An 18,283-nucleotide genomic window follows, 5' to 3' on the forward strand; every position below is an offset into this window, starting at 1 on the left:
CGGAACATCCTTCCGGACATTCCGCTTTTCTTATTCTTTCGAGTAAAGCGAATTATGCTTCTGCTGTAATTTCCTGGATAGAAACGAAAGATCTGTTTTCTTTACCTCTACGGAAAGTAACAACACCATCTTTCAAAGCGTACAACGTATGATCTTTACCGATACCAACGTTTTCTCCCGGATGATGAGCTGTACCTCTCTGACGAACCAAAATGTTACCAGCTTTAGCAACTTCACCACCAAAAAGCTTAACACCTAATCTTTTACTTTGTGATTCACGGCCGTTCTTAGAACTACCCACACCTTTTTTATGTGCCATTTCTTTTTTTCTCCTTTAAACGTTAAGCAACAATTTCTTTAATACTCACTTCAGTGAACTGCTGACGGTGACCGTTCAGTTTACGATAACCTTTTCTTCTCTTCTTGTGGAAGATCAGCACTTTATCACCTTTTACCAGCGGAGACAGTACTTCGCATACTACCTTTGCGCCTTCTACGGTAGGAACACCTACTTTAACTTCTCCATTGTTGTCAACCAACAACACTTTGTCAAACTCAACAACAGCACCGCTTTCTGCGTTCTGAATGTGATGAACGAACAACTTCTTACCTTCTTCAGCTTTGAACTGCTGTCCGTTAATTTCTACGATTACGTACATCTGTCTTTTTATATTTAAACAGGTTATGTCCCGGGGGTGGATATATATTCCATATCACTTGTTTACCCTCTGCGGAATTTCAGACTGCAAAAGTACTGTTTCCGAATATATTATGCAAGAATAACCCCTTTTTTTTGATTAAAAATTCTTCAATTCCTGATATAACCGCTGTACCGGCAAGCCCATTACATTATAAAATGATCCGTTGATGGCCTCTACACCGATATAACCGATCCATTCCTGTATACCATAACTTCCGGCTTTATCGAAGGGACGGTATTTATCTACATAGTACAAAATATCCTCTTCTTCCAGTTTTGCAAAGCTCACTGCCGAATCTACGGAAAATGAGACTGTTTTTTCTTTGGTTGTCAGGCAGACCCCGGTTATTACTTCATGTACATGACCGGACAAATAACGAAGCATCTCAACCGCATTCTCCCTGCTATCGGGCTTACCCAGGATTCGATCGTAGGTAGCCACGATCGTATCGGCAGTAATAAGCAGTTCGTCGTCGGACATCTTTTCAAGATAGGCTTCAGCTTTTTTGCGCGCTATATATAAAGGTATAGCAGCAGAGGTTAATGTGTCGGGATACGATTCGTCAATACCCGGAATTACCTCCACGTCAAATTCAAGATCGAGTCCGGCAAGCAATTCTTTTCGGCGGGGAGAGTTAGAACCCAGCACGATTCGATATTTTTGTAAATTTGCTAGCATATTGTTTTTCGTGTTACTACCATCCGAAGGCTTCGTCGCTCATCCAATGGCCTTGTGCTTTCATTGTCTGTTCAATTATATCGCGGGCAACACCTTCGCCGCCTTTGCGCAAAGAGATATATTTAGCAATCTGCTTGATTTCCGGGGCTGCATCAGCCGGAGCGACAGGTAAACCGACCTGCTGCATAACTTCATAATCAGGGATATCGTCACCGGCATACATTACCTCTTCCGGCTTCAATCCGGTCTTTTGTAAAAAATCATTGAAATCATGAATTTTCACGGCACTCCGCATATAAATATGCCTGATACCTAACCGGGAGAAACGAATCTGCACAGCTTCTGTATACCCTCCCGTTATAATACCGACATGATAACCTTTCTTTACAGCTAACTGCAGCGCATACCCGTCCTTGATGTTAACCGTACGCATCGGATCACCATTGGGATGTAGCGAAACCACATCACACGACAGCACCCCATCGACATCAAACACAAATGCTTTTACTTTTGTCAGGTCATAATTGACACTACTCATTTTGGGCCTCCTTATATATACTTCGGCTCAAAAGCTGATAAATCGATCTCATATCGGGATCGTTCAGCATAGCCAAATGTTTATTTATCACATTTTCATCATAACGGATAGCCGGTCCTGTCTGAGCGGCAGCCGGCGACATGAGATGTATCTTTGCAGCCGTTTCATCTATCAGCGGCAAAAGCACATCGGCAGAGATACCTTCTTCTTCAAGCAATTTATAGGACAATGCATAAATATGATTGGTAAAATTGCAAGCAAAGACAGCTGCCAGGTGTAAGCTACGCCGTTTTTCCGATGACATAAAACGGACATTCTCCGAAAGCGCACTGGCTATATTTTTCAGATAGTCGGCATCCTTTTGTGTATTGGCTTCCAGAAAAAGCGGGATCACATCGAAGCTGACTTCCCGACCCTTACTGAATGTCTGTAAAGGATAGAGTACGCCATAACGCGCGGCGTGTCCTTCAAAAATATTCATCGGCATACTTCCGGCAGTATGTATCCACAAACCGTTGTTCGGCCTTACCTTTGCGACCGCCTCAGCCAGAACTGTATCTTTCAGTGAAAAAACATACATATCCGCATCCGGCTGCAAAGCTGAAAGGTCTGTAGTCCAGGGACACCCCAGCTTAATAGCCAACTGCCGGGCATTCTCCGGAGTATGGCTGTATACCTGTCCGATCTGCATACCGACCCGCTGCATAGCTAACGACAGACGAGTCGCCAGATTACCGGCACCTATGAATACTATTTTCATACTTCACTATTTTCTTCCGGCATCTTATAGGTGCCGAGATGTATTTTTTCCCATTGCAAATGTGCATCGTCAAATGGTTTACGTTCCTGATCTTTATATCCGAAACCGATAATCGATAACACTTCGAGCTGATAAGGGACATCCAAGAGATTACGGACATATACGTTCGCATCCGTATCGTCTTCTGTCTGCCGGTTACGAATCTGGCACCAACAACTTCCCAACCCCAGATCTTCCGCCTGAAGTTGCATGTAGATAGAAGCAATCGAGGCATCTTCTACCCAGACATCACTTTCCATCACATTTGCCATCACCACAACAGCCAGGGCACAACTTTCAAGGAAAGAAGAACCTGCCGGTTTACAAGCAGCCAGTTTTTTTAACATCTCCTTGTCTTCCACAACCACGAACTGCCAGGGATTTTTACGTTTGGATGCCGGAGCCATCAATGCAGCTTTCAGTATCATCTCCACTTGTTCGGGCGAAAGCAACCGGTCGGTAAACTTACGTGTACTTCTTCTATTCTTGATAAGAGTTGCAAAGCTGTCCATTTTTATCTTATTTTTGTAGCTGTTAATTAAATTCTTTATGTTGAGAATGCATTCCCCATAGGGCAAAGATAAAGATTTTTTACATGCTGAATATACGCTTCCTTTATTTTTCGCGTTAGTAAAGCTATAACATTATTAATTATGAAGATTCGTGCGATAGCTGCACTGCTATTTATATTATTTTCTATCAGTGCTTTTGGACAAAAGCATGTTAAAATCACAGGATATGTTCGTGACGCCGATGGCAGTCCGCTTGAATTGGTTCTTGTCCAGATAAAAAACACCCTGAACGGAGCGATGACCAATGAAAAGGGATATTATTCGCTCACAACGTCTCCCGGAGATTCCGTTTCCGTCATTTTCTCGTGTCTGGGATATAATAAAGCCGAACGTATTTTACCAAGCGTACAGCAGGACATGCGCCTGAATGTACAAATGAACTATACCAGTATCGACCTGGGAGAAGTGGTTGCAACTGCCATCCGCAAACAGACAACAACCCTTGAAACACTCGACGCTAATCGGGTCAAACTCCTACCCGACCCGGCCGGTGGCAGTATCGAAAGTCTGGTAGTGACTTTCGCGGGTGTTTCATCCAGCAATGAGTTGAGTTCACAGTATTCGGTTCGTGGTGGTAGTTACGATGAAAATATCGTCTATGTGAACGGACTGGAGGTGTTCCGCCCTCTGCTGATACGCTCCGGACAACAGGAAGGATTGAGTTTTATCAATCCCGACATGACCGAGTCGGTCAATTTTGCTGCCGGAGGATTCGAAGCCCGCTACGGAGATAAAATGAGTTCGGTACTCGATATCAAATATAAAAAACCAAAAATATTCGAAGGTTCGGCATCTGCCAGCCTGCTGGGAGCGAATGCCTACGTGGGCAGTTCGATCGGCAAATTCACACAGGTTACCGGCATTCGCTACAAAACAGGCCGTTCACTACTAAAAACAATGGATACGGACGCTGAATACCAACCGGACTTCGTCGATCTTCAGTCATACATGACCTACCAACTGGCTCCCAAATGGGAAGTTAATTTCCTTGGGAACCTGGCTTCAAACACATTCAAATACACACCGCATAAACGCGAAACAACTTTCGGCACAGTTGAAAATGCTAAAAGATTCGAAGTTGCTTTCCCCAACAGTCGCGAAAGTGATAAGTTTCAGACCTTATTCGGGGCATTAACATTAAAACACAATCCAAGCGAAAATACCGAACTGGGTATCCAGGCTTCCGCCTTCACCAGCAAGGAAATAGAGACATACGACATCACCGGCGAATACTGGCTGGGAGATGCTGCGGAAGAAAATGAGCAAGAACAAGTCCCTCTTTCCGTTGCCCGTTATCATGAACATGCACGCAACCGATTGAACTCTACCATTATGAACGCCGGACATTATGGTAGTGCGCGCATTAAGAACAATACGATCAAATGGGGAGCAACCGTACAGATGGAAAAGATCAACGACCGTATCAGCGAATGGGAAAAACGCGACTCGGCAGGCTATTCGCTTCCACAAACGGGAACGGGCGTAAACGTTATCTCCAACCTTTATTCCGATAATGACCTGTCCAGCACACGACTATCCGCTTATGTGCAGGATGCTTTTAAGTTCCGTACAAAACAAGGAATGTTTACACTGGTAGGTGGCCTTCGCGGAAGCTATTGGAGTTACAACAAGGAATTTATCATCAGCCCGCGTGTATCTCTCGGATTCATCCCGAACTTCGACCAAAACCTCACATTCCGGGTCGCGAGCGGTATTTACTATCAATCACCGTTTTATAAGGAACTACGTACGACTGTACGGGATGAAGCGGGAAACGATATTATTGCACTGAATAAAGAGATCAAATCGCAACGTTCCATCCATTTCATTGTGGGAGGAGATTATACATTCCGTGCGGCAGACCGGAACTTTAAGGTAAGTGCCGATCTATATTACAAAAAACTGGACGACCTCATCCCTTATACTGTCGACAACGTCAAGATCCGTTATTACGGGGAGAACTGTGCCAAAGGACATTCAATGGGTATCGATGTCAAATTCTTCGGCGAATTCGTACCCGGCACCGACTCATGGATCAGTTTCTCACTAATGAAAGCCGAACAAACGATACGCGACCAGGTTACCGTTCCGATGCCTAACAGCCAGGGATATAATGTATCACTTTTCTTCCAGGATTATTTTCCGGGATATAAACGAGTCAAACTGAACCTGAAAGGTGTTCTTTCAGGAGGTCTTCCCTTTATTGCTCCACGAACGAAATACGAAGATGTAAAAAGCGTCTTCCGTACTCCGGCATACAAACGTGTCGACCTGGGATTCTCTTACCAACTCGCCGGAGAATCGGACGCAATCATGGACCGGGGCTTTTTCCGCCATTTGAAAAATATCTGGGTCGGAGTCGACGTATTCAACTTGTTTGACATAAAAAATGTAAGTTCATACTACTGGATCACCAATATAGACAACCAGCAGTTCGCCGTACCGAACTACCTGACAGGCCGACAGCTTAATGTCCGTCTGATAGTTGATTTCTAAGAATATACTAATCATATAACAAAGCAAAGAGCCAATAAAAGATACCCCCTTTCATTGGCTCTTTTAATTATTGGCAAAATGACACATTATTAGCTTTAATAATTGATGAAATTTTTCTTGATTCTTCAAAAAAGAATGTACCTTTGCCTGCAAAACAAAAAGCATTATAAATTTTTAAATTATTATTGACATGGAAATTACACATATTGAGCATCTGGGCATTGCAGTAAAAAGCATCGAAGCTTGTCTGCCGTATTACGAAGAAATTTTAGGTATGAAATGCTACAACATCGAAGAAGTTGCAGACCAAAAAGTAAAAACAGCATTCTTCAAAGTAGGCCAGACAAAGATTGAATTACTGGAACCGACCAGCGAAGACAGCACTATCGCTAAATTCATCGAAAAGAAAGGTGAAGGCATTCATCATATCGCATTTGCCGTACCCGATGTACAGGCTGCTTTAAATGAAGCAGAAGAAAAAGGCGTTAAGCTGATCGACAAAGCTCCCCGTGGTGGTGCAGAAGGTTTGAACATCGCTTTCCTTCACCCGAAATCAACCTGCAGCGTTCTGACAGAACTTTGCATGCCTGGTAAAAAATAACAAAAACACTTCATTTCTAACAACAAATCAGAAATACAATGAGTAACCAACTTGAAAAAGTAAAAGAGCTTATCGCTCTTCGCGAACAAGCCCGTCTCGGTGGTGGAGAAAAAAGAATCGAGTCTCAGCACAAAAAAGGCAAGTACACAGCACGCGAACGTATCGCCATGTTACTTGACGAAGGTAGTTTCGAGGAGTTCGATATGTTCGTTCAACACCGTTGTACCAACTTCGGTATCGAAAAAACAAAATTCCTGGGTGATGGCGTTGTAACAGGTTATGGTACGATCGACGGCCGTCTTGTTTACGTCTATGCACAAGATTTCACAGTATTCGGCGGTGCTTTGTCAGAGTCATTAGCTATGAAGATCTGTAAAGTAATGGATCAGGCCATGAAGATGGGTGCCCCTGTCATCGGTCTGAATGATTCAGGTGGAGCACGTATCCAGGAAGGTGTCAACGCTTTGGCCGGTTATGCCGAAATTTTCCAGCGTAACATTCTGGCATCAGGTGTTGTTCCACAGATTTCCGGTATCTTTGGTCCATGTGCCGGTGGTGCCGTTTATTCTCCTGCACTGACAGACTTCAACATCATGACACGCGGAACAAGCTACATGTTCCTGACCGGTCCGAAAGTTGTAAAAACTGTTACCGGAGAAGACGTGACTCAGGAAGAACTGGGTGGCGCAAGCGTACATACAACCAAATCAGGTGTTGCCCATTTCGCTGTCGACACAGAAGAAGACGGTCTGCAGTTGATCCGTAAATTGATCAGCTTCCTGCCGCAGAACAACCTGGAAGAAACTCCGCTGATCGAATGTAAAGATCCGATCGATCGCCTGGATGACGTATTAAATGATATTATCCCGGATAACACCAACCAATCATACGACATGTATGAAGTGATCGGTACAATCATCGACAACGGTGAATTCCTTGAAGTACATGCCGATTATGCTAAAAACATCATCGTTGGTTTCGCCCGTTTCAATGGACAGACAGTTGGTATCGTAGCCAACCAGCCAAAAGTTATGGCCGGATGTCTTGACAGCAATGCTTCACGTAAGGCTGGCCGTTTCGTTCGTTTCTGCGACGCATTCAACATTCCTCTGGTCACATTGGTCGACGTTCCGGGATTCCTTCCGGGAACAGGACAGGAATACAATGGTGTAATCCTTCACGGTGCTAAATTGCTTTATGCTTACGGTGAAGCTACTGTACCTAAAATTACAGTTACTCTGCGTAAATCTTATGGTGGCGCTTATTGTGTGATGAGTTCTAAACACCTGCGTGGCGATATGAACTATGCATGGCCGACAGCTGAAATCGCTGTAATGGGCCCGAGCGGTGCAGTAGAAGTTATCTTTGCAAAAGAAGTTGCCGCATCTGAAGATCCTGCAAAAGCAAGCGCAGAAAAAGAAGCAGAATACAAGAAAGCATTTGCCAATCCGTACAATGCTGCCCAATACGGTTATATCGACGATGTGATCGAACCGCGTAACACTCGTTTCCGTATCATTCGTGCTTTACAACAATTGCAGACTAAGAAGTTAAGCAATCCTGCTAAGAAACATGACAATCTGCCTCTATAATTCTTAAAACAGGAAAATGAATATGACTAACAAAAGATTTGGAGTATTGCTGCTGTTCGTGCTGCTCGTTTCATTCGGGGCACAGGCGCAGCGTGCAACCTCCATGCGAATAAATGAAGTGCTGGTCATCAATGACGACAATTTCGTTGACGACTATGGCAAACGCCACCCCTGGATAGAATTATTCAATACTTCTGCCGGAACGGTTAATATTGCGGGATGTTTTTTGACAGATGACAAAAACAACCCCAGAAAATATCCGATCCCCAAGGGTGATGTACTTACTCAGATTCCCCCCCGCCAGCATACATTATTCTGGGCTGACGGAGAACCGAGCCGTGGTACTTTCCATGTCAACTTCACATTAGATCCGTCCAAAGAGAATTATATCGGTCTATACGATGCTGATGGTAAAACGCTGATAGATGAAATTACTATTCCGGCTACACAGAAAAGTGACATTAGCTACGGTAGAGTAATCGACGGAGGAGAAGAATGGGGCATACTTCCAAAAGTAACTCCCAGCACAAACAACCTGACGTTAGACTCTAACGAAAAGATTGAAAACTTCAAAACGAACGATTCTCTGGGTATTGGTATGACTATTACAGCTATGGCTGTTGTATTTCTGGGGTTACTCCTCCTCTTCCTTATCTTTAAACAGGTAGGTAAAGCAGCTATTGCAGCCAGCAAACGTAACGCTCAGAAAGCCGGAGCTCCGGTTTCAGCCAGCGCTCCGGACGAGGTATCGGGAGAAGTTTTTGCAGCAATATCCGCTGCTTTGTATGAAATGAGCGACGACAACCACGATGTTGAGAACACTGTTCTTACCATTCGTAAAGTTGCACGTACTTATTCTCCGTGGAGCTCGAAGATCTATAGCTTACGTGATGTACCCAGAAAGTAATTATCTCTAAAAACAAACAAGAATGAAAAGTTTTAAATATACCATTAACGGTAACGTATATAAAGTACACATCAATTCAGTGGTCGACGATATCGCTGAAGTAGAAGTAAACGGTACTCCCTATCAGGTTAAGATGGAAAAACCGGCGAAGAAACAAATGGTTACACTGAAACGCCCGGCACAGGCTCCGACCACTCCCAGTGGCGAATCGGTTATCACCCGTCCGGCTGCATCTACCACACAGGGTGCTATTAAATCTCCGCTTCCCGGCGTAATCCTTCAACTGAAATGTAACGTAGGCGATACTGTCAAGAGAGGACAGGTTCTACTTATTCTCGAGGCCATGAAGATGGAAAACAACATCAACGCAGACCGCGACGGTAAGATCATTGAAATTAAAGTACATAAAGGAGATTCTGTACTGGAAGGTGCCGATCTCGTTGTAATCGGATAAGAGTATGCAAGAGAGTTTTATGTCATTCCTGGGTGATAACCTACAGTTGTTCCTCACCTACACAGGAGTATATAACGCAACTCCGGGGCATCTCGTTATGCTATTGGTCGGTTTGCTTTTTATATTCCTTGCGATTAAATACGAGTTTGAACCCATGCTTTTGATCCCTATCGGATTCGGTATCCTGATCGGTAATATTCCTTTCAAAGATGCAGGACTACAGGTAGGTATTTATGAACAAGGGTCTGTACTGAACATCCTCTACCAGGGTGTAACCTCCGGATGGTATCCGCCATTGATCTTCCTCGGTATCGGGGCCATGACCGACTTCTCCGCTTTGATATCCAATCCAAAGCTGATGTTGATCGGTGCTGCAGCCCAGTTCGGTATCTTTGGTGCTTATATTATCGCTCTTCAGATGGGATTCGAACCGAACCAGGCAGGTGCTATCGGTATTATCGGTGGTGCCGATGGTCCTACGGCTATCTTCCTGTCATCCAAACTAGCACCGAACCTGATGGGGGCTATTGCGGTGTCGGCTTACTCGTATATGGCGTTGGTACCTATTATCCAGCCACCGTTTATGAGACTGCTTACTACACAGAAGGAACGTTTGATCCGCATGAAACCGCCGAGAGCCGTTTCTTCTACAGAGAAGATTATCTTCCCGATTGTTGGTCTGTTGCTGACTTGCTTCCTTGTACCTTCGGGTCTGCCCTTGCTGGGTATGTTATTCTTCGGAAACCTGTTGAAAGAAAGTGGTGTAACACGTCGTTTGGCTGAAACAGCCCGTGGTCCGCTGATCGACACGATCACGATCCTGTTAGGTATTACAGTAGGTGCTTCTACACAGGCTACACAGTTCCTGACGCTGAACTCTATTAAGATTTTCGGTCTGGGTGCATTGTCATTCGTGATCGCAACCTGTGCTGGTATACTGTTCGTTAAGTTCTTCAACCTGTTCCTGAAAGAAGGCAACAAGATCAACCCGCTTATCGGTAATGCCGGTGTATCTGCGGTACCTGACTCTGCACGTATCTCTCAGGTCGTAGGTTTGGAATACGATCCAAGCAACTATCTGTTGATGCATGCTATGGGGCCGAACGTAGCAGGTGTGATCGGTTCTGCGGTAGCAGCCGGTATCCTGTTAGGATTCTTAGGATAATCTGATAGATTATAAATCCAAAAGGGATTGAATCGTTAAGATTCAATCCCTTTTTATTTGCTTGTACTTTCAGTTAAACATTCTGTTCGATCATCATCGGATCGGTTTCAGGATTAGTTACTTCTTCCAACGTCGTTCCCACAAACAACCATACCATCAGGAGGATTATTGCAACTATCACACCAAATATTAACCATACATTTTTCTTTTTCATACACTGTTTCTGCTTTTGTTATATATGAACATAGAACAGTAGAAACAATGATTTAGTTTATTTTATAACATATTTGCTTCCAGTTCTTCCAGTGGCAGGAATATATGTCTTTCTTTAGTTACCCCAGCACCTTGTTCTTCGCAATCGTTGCCTGGAATTCTTTCAGGTAGAACGGTTCGAAATAGGCCACATCTTCAAACTTGCTTTCGGCAAAGGCCTTTTCCGAAAGAGGGATCATATTGACCGCCAACGGATGAATGTCATCGATAAAGAGGGCGTTCGGAGAAGTAATCACTTCGCGGCACTTGGCTGCACCGTTTCCGAAGAAGCAGACTTTTCCCTTTTCCTGGTAAGAAACATATGTATCCGCTTCGACAATATCGGCCGAAGTTTCACGAACCGTATTCAGGTTTGCATCATAAATAGCAGCATATACTTCCATACGACGGGCATCCAGCATAGCGCAATACAAACAGTCGGCAGCGTTCTCCTGCTCTTTCAAAGCAGCAACCGCCAACACTTCCAATGTATGAATGCTGATTAAAGGAATACCATACCCGAAACAAAGACCTTTGGCTACCGACACACCAATACGCAATCCGGTATAAGAACCGGGACCGCTGCTGACAGCCACTGCATCCAGCTTTAATCCTTTGCTTTTCATCACGACCAGCGCCTCTTCGACATAAACGCCCAGCAAGGCAGCATGTGAAGGACCTTCAAACGAACTTTTCTCAAAAAGTACCTCACCGTTAGCAGACAGTGCTACGGAACACACCGAGGTTGATGTTTCGATATTTAATATATAAGACATAATAGTCAACAATTAGGGGTTGACGGTTGACAGGTATTTTCTTATACAATTCCATCAATCATCAACCGGATTAATTGACCGCAAAAGTACAAAAACGTCCTTGTACGGAAGCGAAAAAAACGAACTTTTTCTTTACACGAACGAATAAATGTCAACTCTCGACTCTCAACTCTCAATTGAATACCCTATCTTTGCACAAATTTTTAGAACAATGATACAATCAATGACTGGATTCGGTAAGGTTACAGCCGAACTTCCTTCAAAAAAGGTAACCGTAGAAATAAAAGCGCTCAACAGTAAGCAACTGGATTTATCAACCCGCATTCCGTCTATCTACAAAGATAAAGAAATGCAAATCCGTAGCCAGCTGCTTCAGTCGCTCGAACGGGGTAAGGTCGATTTCAGCATTTACATTGAATATATTGGGAAAGATACTCCTACACAAATCAATCTGACTGCATTTGAAAGTTATTACAGCCAGATCAAGGATATAGCCGATAAACTGAATATAGCACTTCCTACAGACTGGTTCCAGACATTACTGAAAATGCCGGATGTTATCAAGTCGGAAATTGTAGAGGTAGACGAAAGCGAATGGGAAGTTGTTTTCACAGCAGTAAAAGAAGCCGTCAAGCATCTTTGCGATTTCCGTATCCAGGAAGGAGCTATGCTACAGAAGCTGTTTGAAGAAAAGATCGGCAACATCGCCCGCTTACTTGCAGAAGTGGAAGAATACGAAGGCGAACGTATTGAAAAGATCAAAGCACGTATCATGGATAACCTCGAAAAGGTGGCAAACCAGGACTACGATAAGAATCGTTTTGAACAGGAAATGATCTATTATATAGAAAAACTGGATGTAAACGAAGAAAAGAACCGTCTCGACAACCACCTGAAATATTTCATCAGCACAATGAAAGATGGACACGGCCAGGGCAAAAAGCTTGGTTTCATCGCTCAGGAAATGGGACGCGAGATCAACACACTCGGTTCGAAAAGCAACCATGCAGAAATGCAAAAGATCGTCGTTCAGATGAAAGACGAACTGGAACAGATCAAAGAACAGGTATTAAACGTTTTATAAAATGGCTGGTAAACTAATTATATTCTCTGCCCCGTCAGGCTCAGGTAAATCAACCATTATCAACTATCTGCTAACACAGAACCTGAACCTGCATTTTTCCATTTCGGCAACAAGCCGTGCTCCTCGCGGAACAGAAAAGGACGGTGTGGAATACTATTTCCTGACTCCCGACGAATTCCGCAGCCATATCGCAGCCGGTGATTTCCTGGAATACGAGGAAGTATATACCGACAAGTATTACGGGACACTGAAAAGCGAAGTGGAACGTATCCTGGACAAAGGTAATAACGTGATATTCGACGTTGATGTAGTAGGCGGTTGTAATATCAAGAAGTTCTATGGCGACCGTGCTTTGTCGGTTTTCATTCAGCCTCCCAGTATCGGTCACCTGCGTGAACGTCTGAAAGGTCGTGGAACAGATACACCGGAAGTGATCGACAGCCGTATTGCCAAAGCGGAGTTTGAGCTGGGATTCATCCCTCACTTCGATGTTTGCATTGTGAACGATGATCTTGAAACGGCACAGAAAGAAGCCTTTGAAGTAATTAAAAACTTTCTGACGAAGCCATGAGTACCAACGGTAAGCTGCCACGTAAATGGGGATACATATTTGCTCTGACAGCTCTTGCTGCACTGGGAACTTGTATTGCCGCCCTTATTTATAAAGAATATATTATTGCCTCAGCCACCGGATTGGTATTCGGAGCACAGGCATTTAATTTCATAAAGTGGAAACGACAATAAAGAAACTAAAAACCGGAATCTTTTCCGGCTCGTTCAATCCGGTTCACATCGGCCATCTGGCATTAGCCAACTGGTTGTGTGAATTTGCCGGACTGGATGAACTCTGGTTTCTTATCACTCCTCACAATCCTCTGAAAGACCGCGAAGAATTAATGGACGACCAGCTTCGTTATGAATTAGTCGAAGCTGCTATCGCCGGTTATCCGAAATTCCGTGCCAGCAATTTTGAGTTCTCTCTTCCCCAGCCGACCTATACGATAGACACGCTCCGGGCGCTCGACCGCACCTACCCTGACCGTGAGTTCCATTTCATCATGGGAGCCGACAACTGGGCTTTCATTAAACGTTGGAAAGAATCCGAAGTACTCATATCCAGTTATCCGATCCTGATCTATCCCCGTAAAGGGTATGAAATCATTCTGCCGGCAAACTTTCCTGATATTCGTGCAGTAGAGGCGCCATTGATGGAAATCTCATCTACCTTCATCCGACAATCATTAAGAGACGGCAAAGATGTTCGTTTTTTCCTCCCTGAAGCAATACGGAATCATAAGTGCCTTTCAAATATATAATTAAGTAAACTACTACTTACTTTTGACCGATAAGTGAGAAAAGTTTTGTACTTTTGCGCCGTATTATACAAAATAATAGCGTAATGAATCTATTAGAACTGAGTGAACAGGAAATCATAAGACGCAATAGCATGGAGCAATTGCGCCAAATGGGGATAGAACCTTATCCCGCTGCCGAGTACGTAACAAACGCATATTCCAATGAAATAAAGACATCCTTTAAAGACGATGCCGAACCTCGTCCTGTAACTATTGCAGGCCGTATCATGAGCCGCCGTATCATGGGAAAGGCTTCATTTATGGAGTTGCAGGATTCCGAAGGCAGAATACAGGTATATATTTCCCGCGATGATATCTGTCCGGGTGAAGACAAAGAAATATACAACACCGTTTTTAAGAAACTGCTCGATATCGGTGACTTTGTCGGAATCAAAGGATATGTATTCCGCACTCAAATGGGCGAAATTTCCGTTCATGCACAGGAGTTGACGGTATTAGCCAAATCACTCAGACCGCTGCCAGTCGTTAAATACAAAGACGGCGTTGCCTACGACGGATTCAACGATCCCGAACTGCGTTACCGTCAGCGTTATGTCGACCTGGCTGTCAACGAAGGGGTGAAAGATATCTTTGTGAAACGTACAAAGATCTTTAACTCGATGCGTAACTTCTTTAATGAACGCGGTTATCTGGAAGTAGATACCCCGGTACTGCAAAGCATTCCCGGCGGAGCTTCTGCCCGTCCGTTCATTACCCACCATAACGCGCTGGATATTCCTTTATATCTGCGTATTGCAAACGAATTATATCTGAAACGTCTGATCGTAGGCGGTTTCGAAGGTGTTTACGAATTCAGCCGTAACTTCCGTAACGAAGGTATGGACCGTACACACAACCCGGAATTTACCGCGATGGAGATTTATGTATCTTATAAGGACTACAACTGGATGATGAACTTCACCGAACAGATGCTTGAACGTATCTGTATGGATGTTCTCGGAACGACCAAGGTGACCTACAACGGCCAGGAGATCGACTTCAAGGCTCCTTACAAACGTATCTCCATGATCGACGCCATCAAGGAAAATACAGGTATCGACATCAACGGAATGAACGAAGAGCAATTGCGCGACGTTTGCCGCCAATTGGGTGTCGAGCAGGACGAAACAATGGGTAAAGGTAAACTGATCGACGAGATATTCGGTGAAAAGTGCGAAGGCAACTACATACAGCCGACCTTCATCACCGACTATCCGAAAGAAATGTCACCGCTGACCAAGAAACACCGCAGCAACCCGGAACTGACAGAACGTTTCGAACTGATGGTGTGCGGAAAAGAAATCGCCAACGCTTATTCAGAACTGAACGACCCGATCGACCAGCGCGAACGTTTCATGGAACAGCTTCGTCTTTCTGAAAAGGGAGACGACGAAGCCATGTTCATCGACCAGGACTTCCTGCGTGCCTTGGAATACGGTATGCCGCCTACAAGCGGTATGGGTATCGGTATGGATCGCCTGACAATGTACCTGACCGGTCAGACTACCATCCAGGAAGTTTTATTGTTCCCACAGATGCGTCCCGAAAAGACTGTAAAGAAAGATGCAGCCGATAAATACGTGGCATTAGGTATCGACGAAGCCTGGGTTCCTGCCCTGCAGAAAGCCGGCTATCTGACAGTTGACACCCTGAAGGAAGTCAACCCTAACAAGCTGCGCCAGGAGCTTTGCGAAATGAACAAGAAGTATAAGCTGGAACTGCAAAATCCTGCAGCCGAAGAGGTTGAAGCATGGATTGCAAATGCAGCCAAATAATAAGGTAGTACCATGAATTTACCCGGAAAAATTGCAATAATGGGAGGCGGTAGCTGGGCTACTGCCTTAGCCAAGATTGTACTTTCTACACAGGATAGCATTAACTGGTACATGCGCCGTCAGGACCAGGTGGATGATTTTATAAAAACAGGGCATAACCCCAGTTATCTCTCTGCCGTCAAGTTCGATACGGACAAAATTAATTTTTATACAGACATCAACGCCGCAATCGAGGATTCCGACACCTTGATTTTCGCAACACCTTCTCCGTTCCTGAAGCAACATTTGATGAAGGTGACTACTCCTTTGACCGATAAGTTTATCATTTCGGCCATCAAAGGTATTGTTCCGGATGAAAACATGCTGGTCGCAGATTACTTTACGGAATATTATAATGTTCCGCAAGAAAACATTGCAGTGATCGGTGGTCCGTGCCATGCAGAAGAAATTGCTCTCGAACGCCTCTCCTATATCACCCTGGCTTGTTCCAAGATAGAAAATGCACGGGCGGTAGCTCCGGTGTTTCAAAATCCATATCTGAACAACTATTGCTGCAAAGATGTTAGAGGTATAGAATATGCATCCGTCCTCAAAAATGTATATGCTATCGTTGCCGGTATCTGCCACGGTATGAAATACGGGGATAACTTTTTGGCAGTTTTCATCTGTAATGCAATCGAAGAGATGCGGAATTTCCTGAATTCGGTACATAGCCTGGAGCGGGATGTAACTGACTCTGTTTATCTCGGAGACTTGTTGGTGACTGCTTATTCACGTTTCAGCCGTAACCGTACTTTCGGAACTATGATCGGGAAAGGCTACTCTGTCAAGATAGCCCAACTGGAAATGGAGATGATTGCCGAAGGATATTACGGAACCAAGTGTATTCACGAAATAAACGAGAAATATAAGGTGAATATGCCGATCCTGGATGCCTTATACGATATATTATATGAAAAGAAATCGCCGACTACCATTATACGGCAGTTGACAGAAACATTTAAATAGGTATGAAAAACATCAGTCTTAACATCGACAAAGCACTGGGCGCTGTTACAAAGGAACAGGTGTACGCACAGGAAGCCAAGGCAAACGAATGTATTGCCACTTTACATAACGGAAACGGAGCAGGTAACGACTTTCTGGGTTGGTTGCATCTCCCCTCTTCTATCACGGATGCAGAATTGACAGATATCGAGAATACTGCCAATGTGCTTCGCTCTAAATGTGACGTTGTTGTTGCTATCGGTATCGGCGGAAGCTACCTGGGTACAAAAGCGGTGGTTGAAGCCTTGAATAATAGTTTCGACTGGTTACAGTCCGACCGTAAGAACCCGGTTGTTTTATATGCCGGACAGAATATCGGCGAAGATTATCTGTACGAATTGTGCGAAGTGCTGAAAGGCAAACAGTTCGGTCTGATCAATATCTCTAAATCCGGTACAACGACTGAACCGGCCCTGGCATTCCGCATGTTGAAGAAACAGCTGGAAGATGCCGTAGGTAAGGAAGAAGCAAAACATCGTATCGTTGCTATTACAGATGCAAAAAGAGGTGCTCTTCGTACGTTGGCTGATCAGGAAGGTTACAAGACATTTATCATTCCTGACAATGTAGGCGGACGTTTCTCCGTTCTGACTCCGGTTGGTTTGCTACCTATCGCAGTAGCAGGTATCAGTATCCGCGACCTGGTGGCCGGTGCTGTTTCTTTGGAAAAGGCTACGGGTATCGAAGTGCCTTTCGCTGAAAACCTGTCGGCTATCTACGCTGCTACGCGCAACGAATTATATAAGAGCGGTAAGAAGATCGAAATCCTTGCCAACTTCCACCCGAAATTGCATTATATCGGCGAATGGTGGAAACAGCTGTACGGCGAAAGCGAAGGTAAAGACGGAAAAGGTATTTTCCCGGCATCTGTCGACCTGACAACCGACCTGCACTCAATGGGTCAATGGATACAGGAAGGCGAACGCATCATCTTCGAAACAGTTATCTCTGTTGAAGAACCGACCCACAAGGTAATGGTTCCGACTGACGAAGCCAACCTGGACGGTCTGAACTTCCTGGCGGGCAAACGCGTGGACGAAGTAAATAAGATGGCGGAATTGGGTACCCAGTTGGCACACGTGGACGGCGGTGTTCCCAACATCAAGATCACCATGCCGGAAGTAAATGCTTATTACATCGGCCAGTTGTTCTACTTCTTCGAAAAAGCATGCGGTATCAGCGGTTATATGCTGGGCGTTAATCCGTTCGACCAACCGGGTGTTGAAGCTTACAAGAAGAACATGTTCGCACTGTTGAACAAGCCCGGATATGAAAAAGAAAGTGAAGCGATCCGCGCAAAACTATAAATCGGATATTCTACTATTATAAAAGAAAGCGGGTAAACCTGGTTAATACCGGATTCACCCGCTTTTCTATGATTCATAAAAGATGCTTTTCATCAGTTTTTAATCGTTATTACCATACCCGGCTTTACAGGTTGTTCACATCAAAGATAGGAAATAAGTATAAGAATTTTCGTAACTTTGCAAA

21 protein-coding genes are annotated in these 18,283 nt (G+C 44.4%); 13 read left to right on the forward strand and 8 right to left on the reverse strand.

Going from position 1 to position 18,283, the window contains the following annotated elements; genetic code table 11:
* Positions 1-52 precede the first annotated feature (52 nt).
* The 6 genes from rpmA to QZ076_RS13425 form a co-directional block, all read right to left on the reverse strand.
* Positions 53-319 (reverse strand): 50S ribosomal protein L27, encoded by a 267-nt coding sequence (gene rpmA, locus QZ076_RS13400; protein ID WP_293713775.1) that lies wholly within the window; start codon positions 317-319, stop codon positions 53-55.
* 22 nt (positions 320-341) lie between these two features.
* Positions 342-659 carry a 50S ribosomal protein L21 gene (rplU, locus tag QZ076_RS13405; RefSeq protein WP_007657805.1) on the reverse strand — a complete coding sequence of 106 codons (318 nt, stop codon included), beginning with the start codon at positions 657-659 and terminating at the stop codon, positions 342-344.
* A 138-nt stretch (positions 660-797) separates the two neighbouring features.
* A complete protein-coding gene (locus tag QZ076_RS13410; protein WP_293713776.1) occupies positions 798-1,379 on the reverse strand; it encodes a Maf-like protein in 582 nt (193 codons plus the stop codon).
* 16 nt (positions 1,380-1,395) lie between these two features.
* Positions 1,396-1,917 (reverse strand): HAD hydrolase family protein, encoded by a 522-nt coding sequence (locus QZ076_RS13415; protein WP_293713777.1) that lies wholly within the window; start codon positions 1,915-1,917, stop codon positions 1,396-1,398.
* Positions 1,910-2,677: a DUF2520 domain-containing protein gene (locus QZ076_RS13420; protein WP_293713778.1), complete on the reverse strand. Its 768-nt coding sequence runs from the start codon at positions 2,675-2,677 to the stop codon at positions 1,910-1,912. The genes QZ076_RS13415 and QZ076_RS13420 overlap by 8 nt, the downstream gene beginning before the upstream one ends.
* Entirely contained in the window at positions 2,674-3,228 is a 555-nt protein-coding gene (locus QZ076_RS13425) for a nitroreductase family protein (RefSeq protein ID WP_293713779.1), read from the reverse strand. The genes QZ076_RS13420 and QZ076_RS13425 overlap by 4 nt, the downstream gene beginning before the upstream one ends.
* A gap of 141 nt (positions 3,229-3,369) precedes the next feature.
* On the opposite strand from QZ076_RS13425, the gene QZ076_RS13430 reads away from it, so the two are divergent.
* From QZ076_RS13430 to QZ076_RS13455, 6 genes are all read left to right on the forward strand, one after another.
* Positions 3,370-5,784 (forward strand): TonB-dependent receptor, encoded by a 2,415-nt coding sequence (locus QZ076_RS13430; protein WP_293713780.1) that lies wholly within the window; start codon positions 3,370-3,372, stop codon positions 5,782-5,784.
* A gap of 190 nt (positions 5,785-5,974) precedes the next feature.
* Complete coding sequence (gene mce, locus QZ076_RS13435) at positions 5,975-6,385, forward strand: methylmalonyl-CoA epimerase (RefSeq protein WP_293713781.1); 411 nt, start codon at positions 5,975-5,977, stop codon at positions 6,383-6,385.
* A 38-nt stretch (positions 6,386-6,423) separates the two neighbouring features.
* Positions 6,424-7,977, forward strand: a complete 1,554-nt coding sequence (locus QZ076_RS13440; RefSeq protein ID WP_293713782.1) for an acyl-CoA carboxylase subunit beta — start codon at positions 6,424-6,426, stop codon at positions 7,975-7,977.
* A 22-nt stretch (positions 7,978-7,999) separates the two neighbouring features.
* Positions 8,000-8,884 (forward strand): lamin tail domain-containing protein, encoded by an 885-nt coding sequence (locus QZ076_RS13445; RefSeq protein ID WP_293713783.1) that lies wholly within the window; start codon positions 8,000-8,002, stop codon positions 8,882-8,884.
* 22 nt (positions 8,885-8,906) lie between these two features.
* Complete coding sequence (locus QZ076_RS13450) at positions 8,907-9,338, forward strand: biotin/lipoyl-containing protein (protein WP_028727607.1); 432 nt, start codon at positions 8,907-8,909, stop codon at positions 9,336-9,338.
* A 4-nt stretch (positions 9,339-9,342) separates the two neighbouring features.
* Positions 9,343-10,503, forward strand: a complete 1,161-nt coding sequence (locus QZ076_RS13455; RefSeq protein WP_195373090.1) for a sodium ion-translocating decarboxylase subunit beta — start codon at positions 9,343-9,345, stop codon at positions 10,501-10,503.
* A 73-nt stretch (positions 10,504-10,576) separates the two neighbouring features.
* Here QZ076_RS13455 and QZ076_RS13460 read toward each other — a convergent pair whose 3' ends face one another.
* Positions 10,577-10,717 (reverse strand): hypothetical protein, encoded by a 141-nt coding sequence (locus QZ076_RS13460; protein ID WP_293713784.1) that lies wholly within the window; start codon positions 10,715-10,717, stop codon positions 10,577-10,579.
* A 118-nt stretch (positions 10,718-10,835) separates the two neighbouring features.
* Positions 10,836-11,531, reverse strand: coding sequence for a tRNA (adenosine(37)-N6)-threonylcarbamoyltransferase complex dimerization subunit type 1 TsaB (gene tsaB, locus QZ076_RS13465; protein WP_293713785.1), 696 nt, complete (start codon positions 11,529-11,531; stop codon positions 10,836-10,838).
* A 211-nt stretch (positions 11,532-11,742) separates the two neighbouring features.
* Between tsaB and QZ076_RS13470 the strand changes: the two genes are divergently transcribed.
* The 7 genes from QZ076_RS13470 (at position 11,743) to QZ076_RS13500 (ending at position 18,099) form a co-directional block, all read left to right on the forward strand.
* The gene (locus tag QZ076_RS13470; protein WP_293713786.1) at positions 11,743-12,615 is read left to right on the forward strand and encodes a YicC/YloC family endoribonuclease; all 873 of its coding nucleotides are present in this window, start codon (positions 11,743-11,745) and stop codon (positions 12,613-12,615) included.
* A gap of 1 nt (position 12,616) precedes the next feature.
* Positions 12,617-13,186: a guanylate kinase gene (gene gmk, locus QZ076_RS13475; RefSeq protein ID WP_293713787.1), complete on the forward strand. Its 570-nt coding sequence runs from the start codon at positions 12,617-12,619 to the stop codon at positions 13,184-13,186.
* On the forward strand, positions 13,183-13,359 hold the full coding sequence (locus QZ076_RS13480; protein WP_293713788.1) for a hypothetical protein: 177 nt from the start codon (positions 13,183-13,185) through the stop codon (positions 13,357-13,359). Before gmk ends, QZ076_RS13480 begins: the two co-directional genes overlap by 4 nt.
* The gene (gene nadD / locus QZ076_RS13485; protein WP_293713789.1) at positions 13,344-13,931 is read left to right on the forward strand and encodes a nicotinate (nicotinamide) nucleotide adenylyltransferase; all 588 of its coding nucleotides are present in this window, start codon (positions 13,344-13,346) and stop codon (positions 13,929-13,931) included. The genes QZ076_RS13480 and nadD overlap by 16 nt, the downstream gene beginning before the upstream one ends.
* A gap of 83 nt (positions 13,932-14,014) precedes the next feature.
* Positions 14,015-15,745, forward strand: coding sequence for a lysine--tRNA ligase (gene lysS, locus QZ076_RS13490; protein WP_293713790.1), 1,731 nt, complete (start codon positions 14,015-14,017; stop codon positions 15,743-15,745).
* A 12-nt stretch (positions 15,746-15,757) separates the two neighbouring features.
* A complete protein-coding gene (locus tag QZ076_RS13495; protein WP_293713791.1) occupies positions 15,758-16,753 on the forward strand; it encodes an NAD(P)H-dependent glycerol-3-phosphate dehydrogenase in 996 nt (331 codons plus the stop codon).
* 2 nt (positions 16,754-16,755) lie between these two features.
* A complete protein-coding gene (locus QZ076_RS13500) occupies positions 16,756-18,099 on the forward strand; it encodes a glucose-6-phosphate isomerase (protein ID WP_293713792.1) in 1,344 nt (447 codons plus the stop codon).
* The last annotated feature ends 184 nt before the right edge of the window (positions 18,100-18,283 follow it).

The sequence above is a fragment of the uncultured Parabacteroides sp. genome (genome assembly GCF_905196875.1).
Taxonomy (GTDB): Bacteria; Bacteroidota; Bacteroidia; order Bacteroidales; family Tannerellaceae; genus Parabacteroides.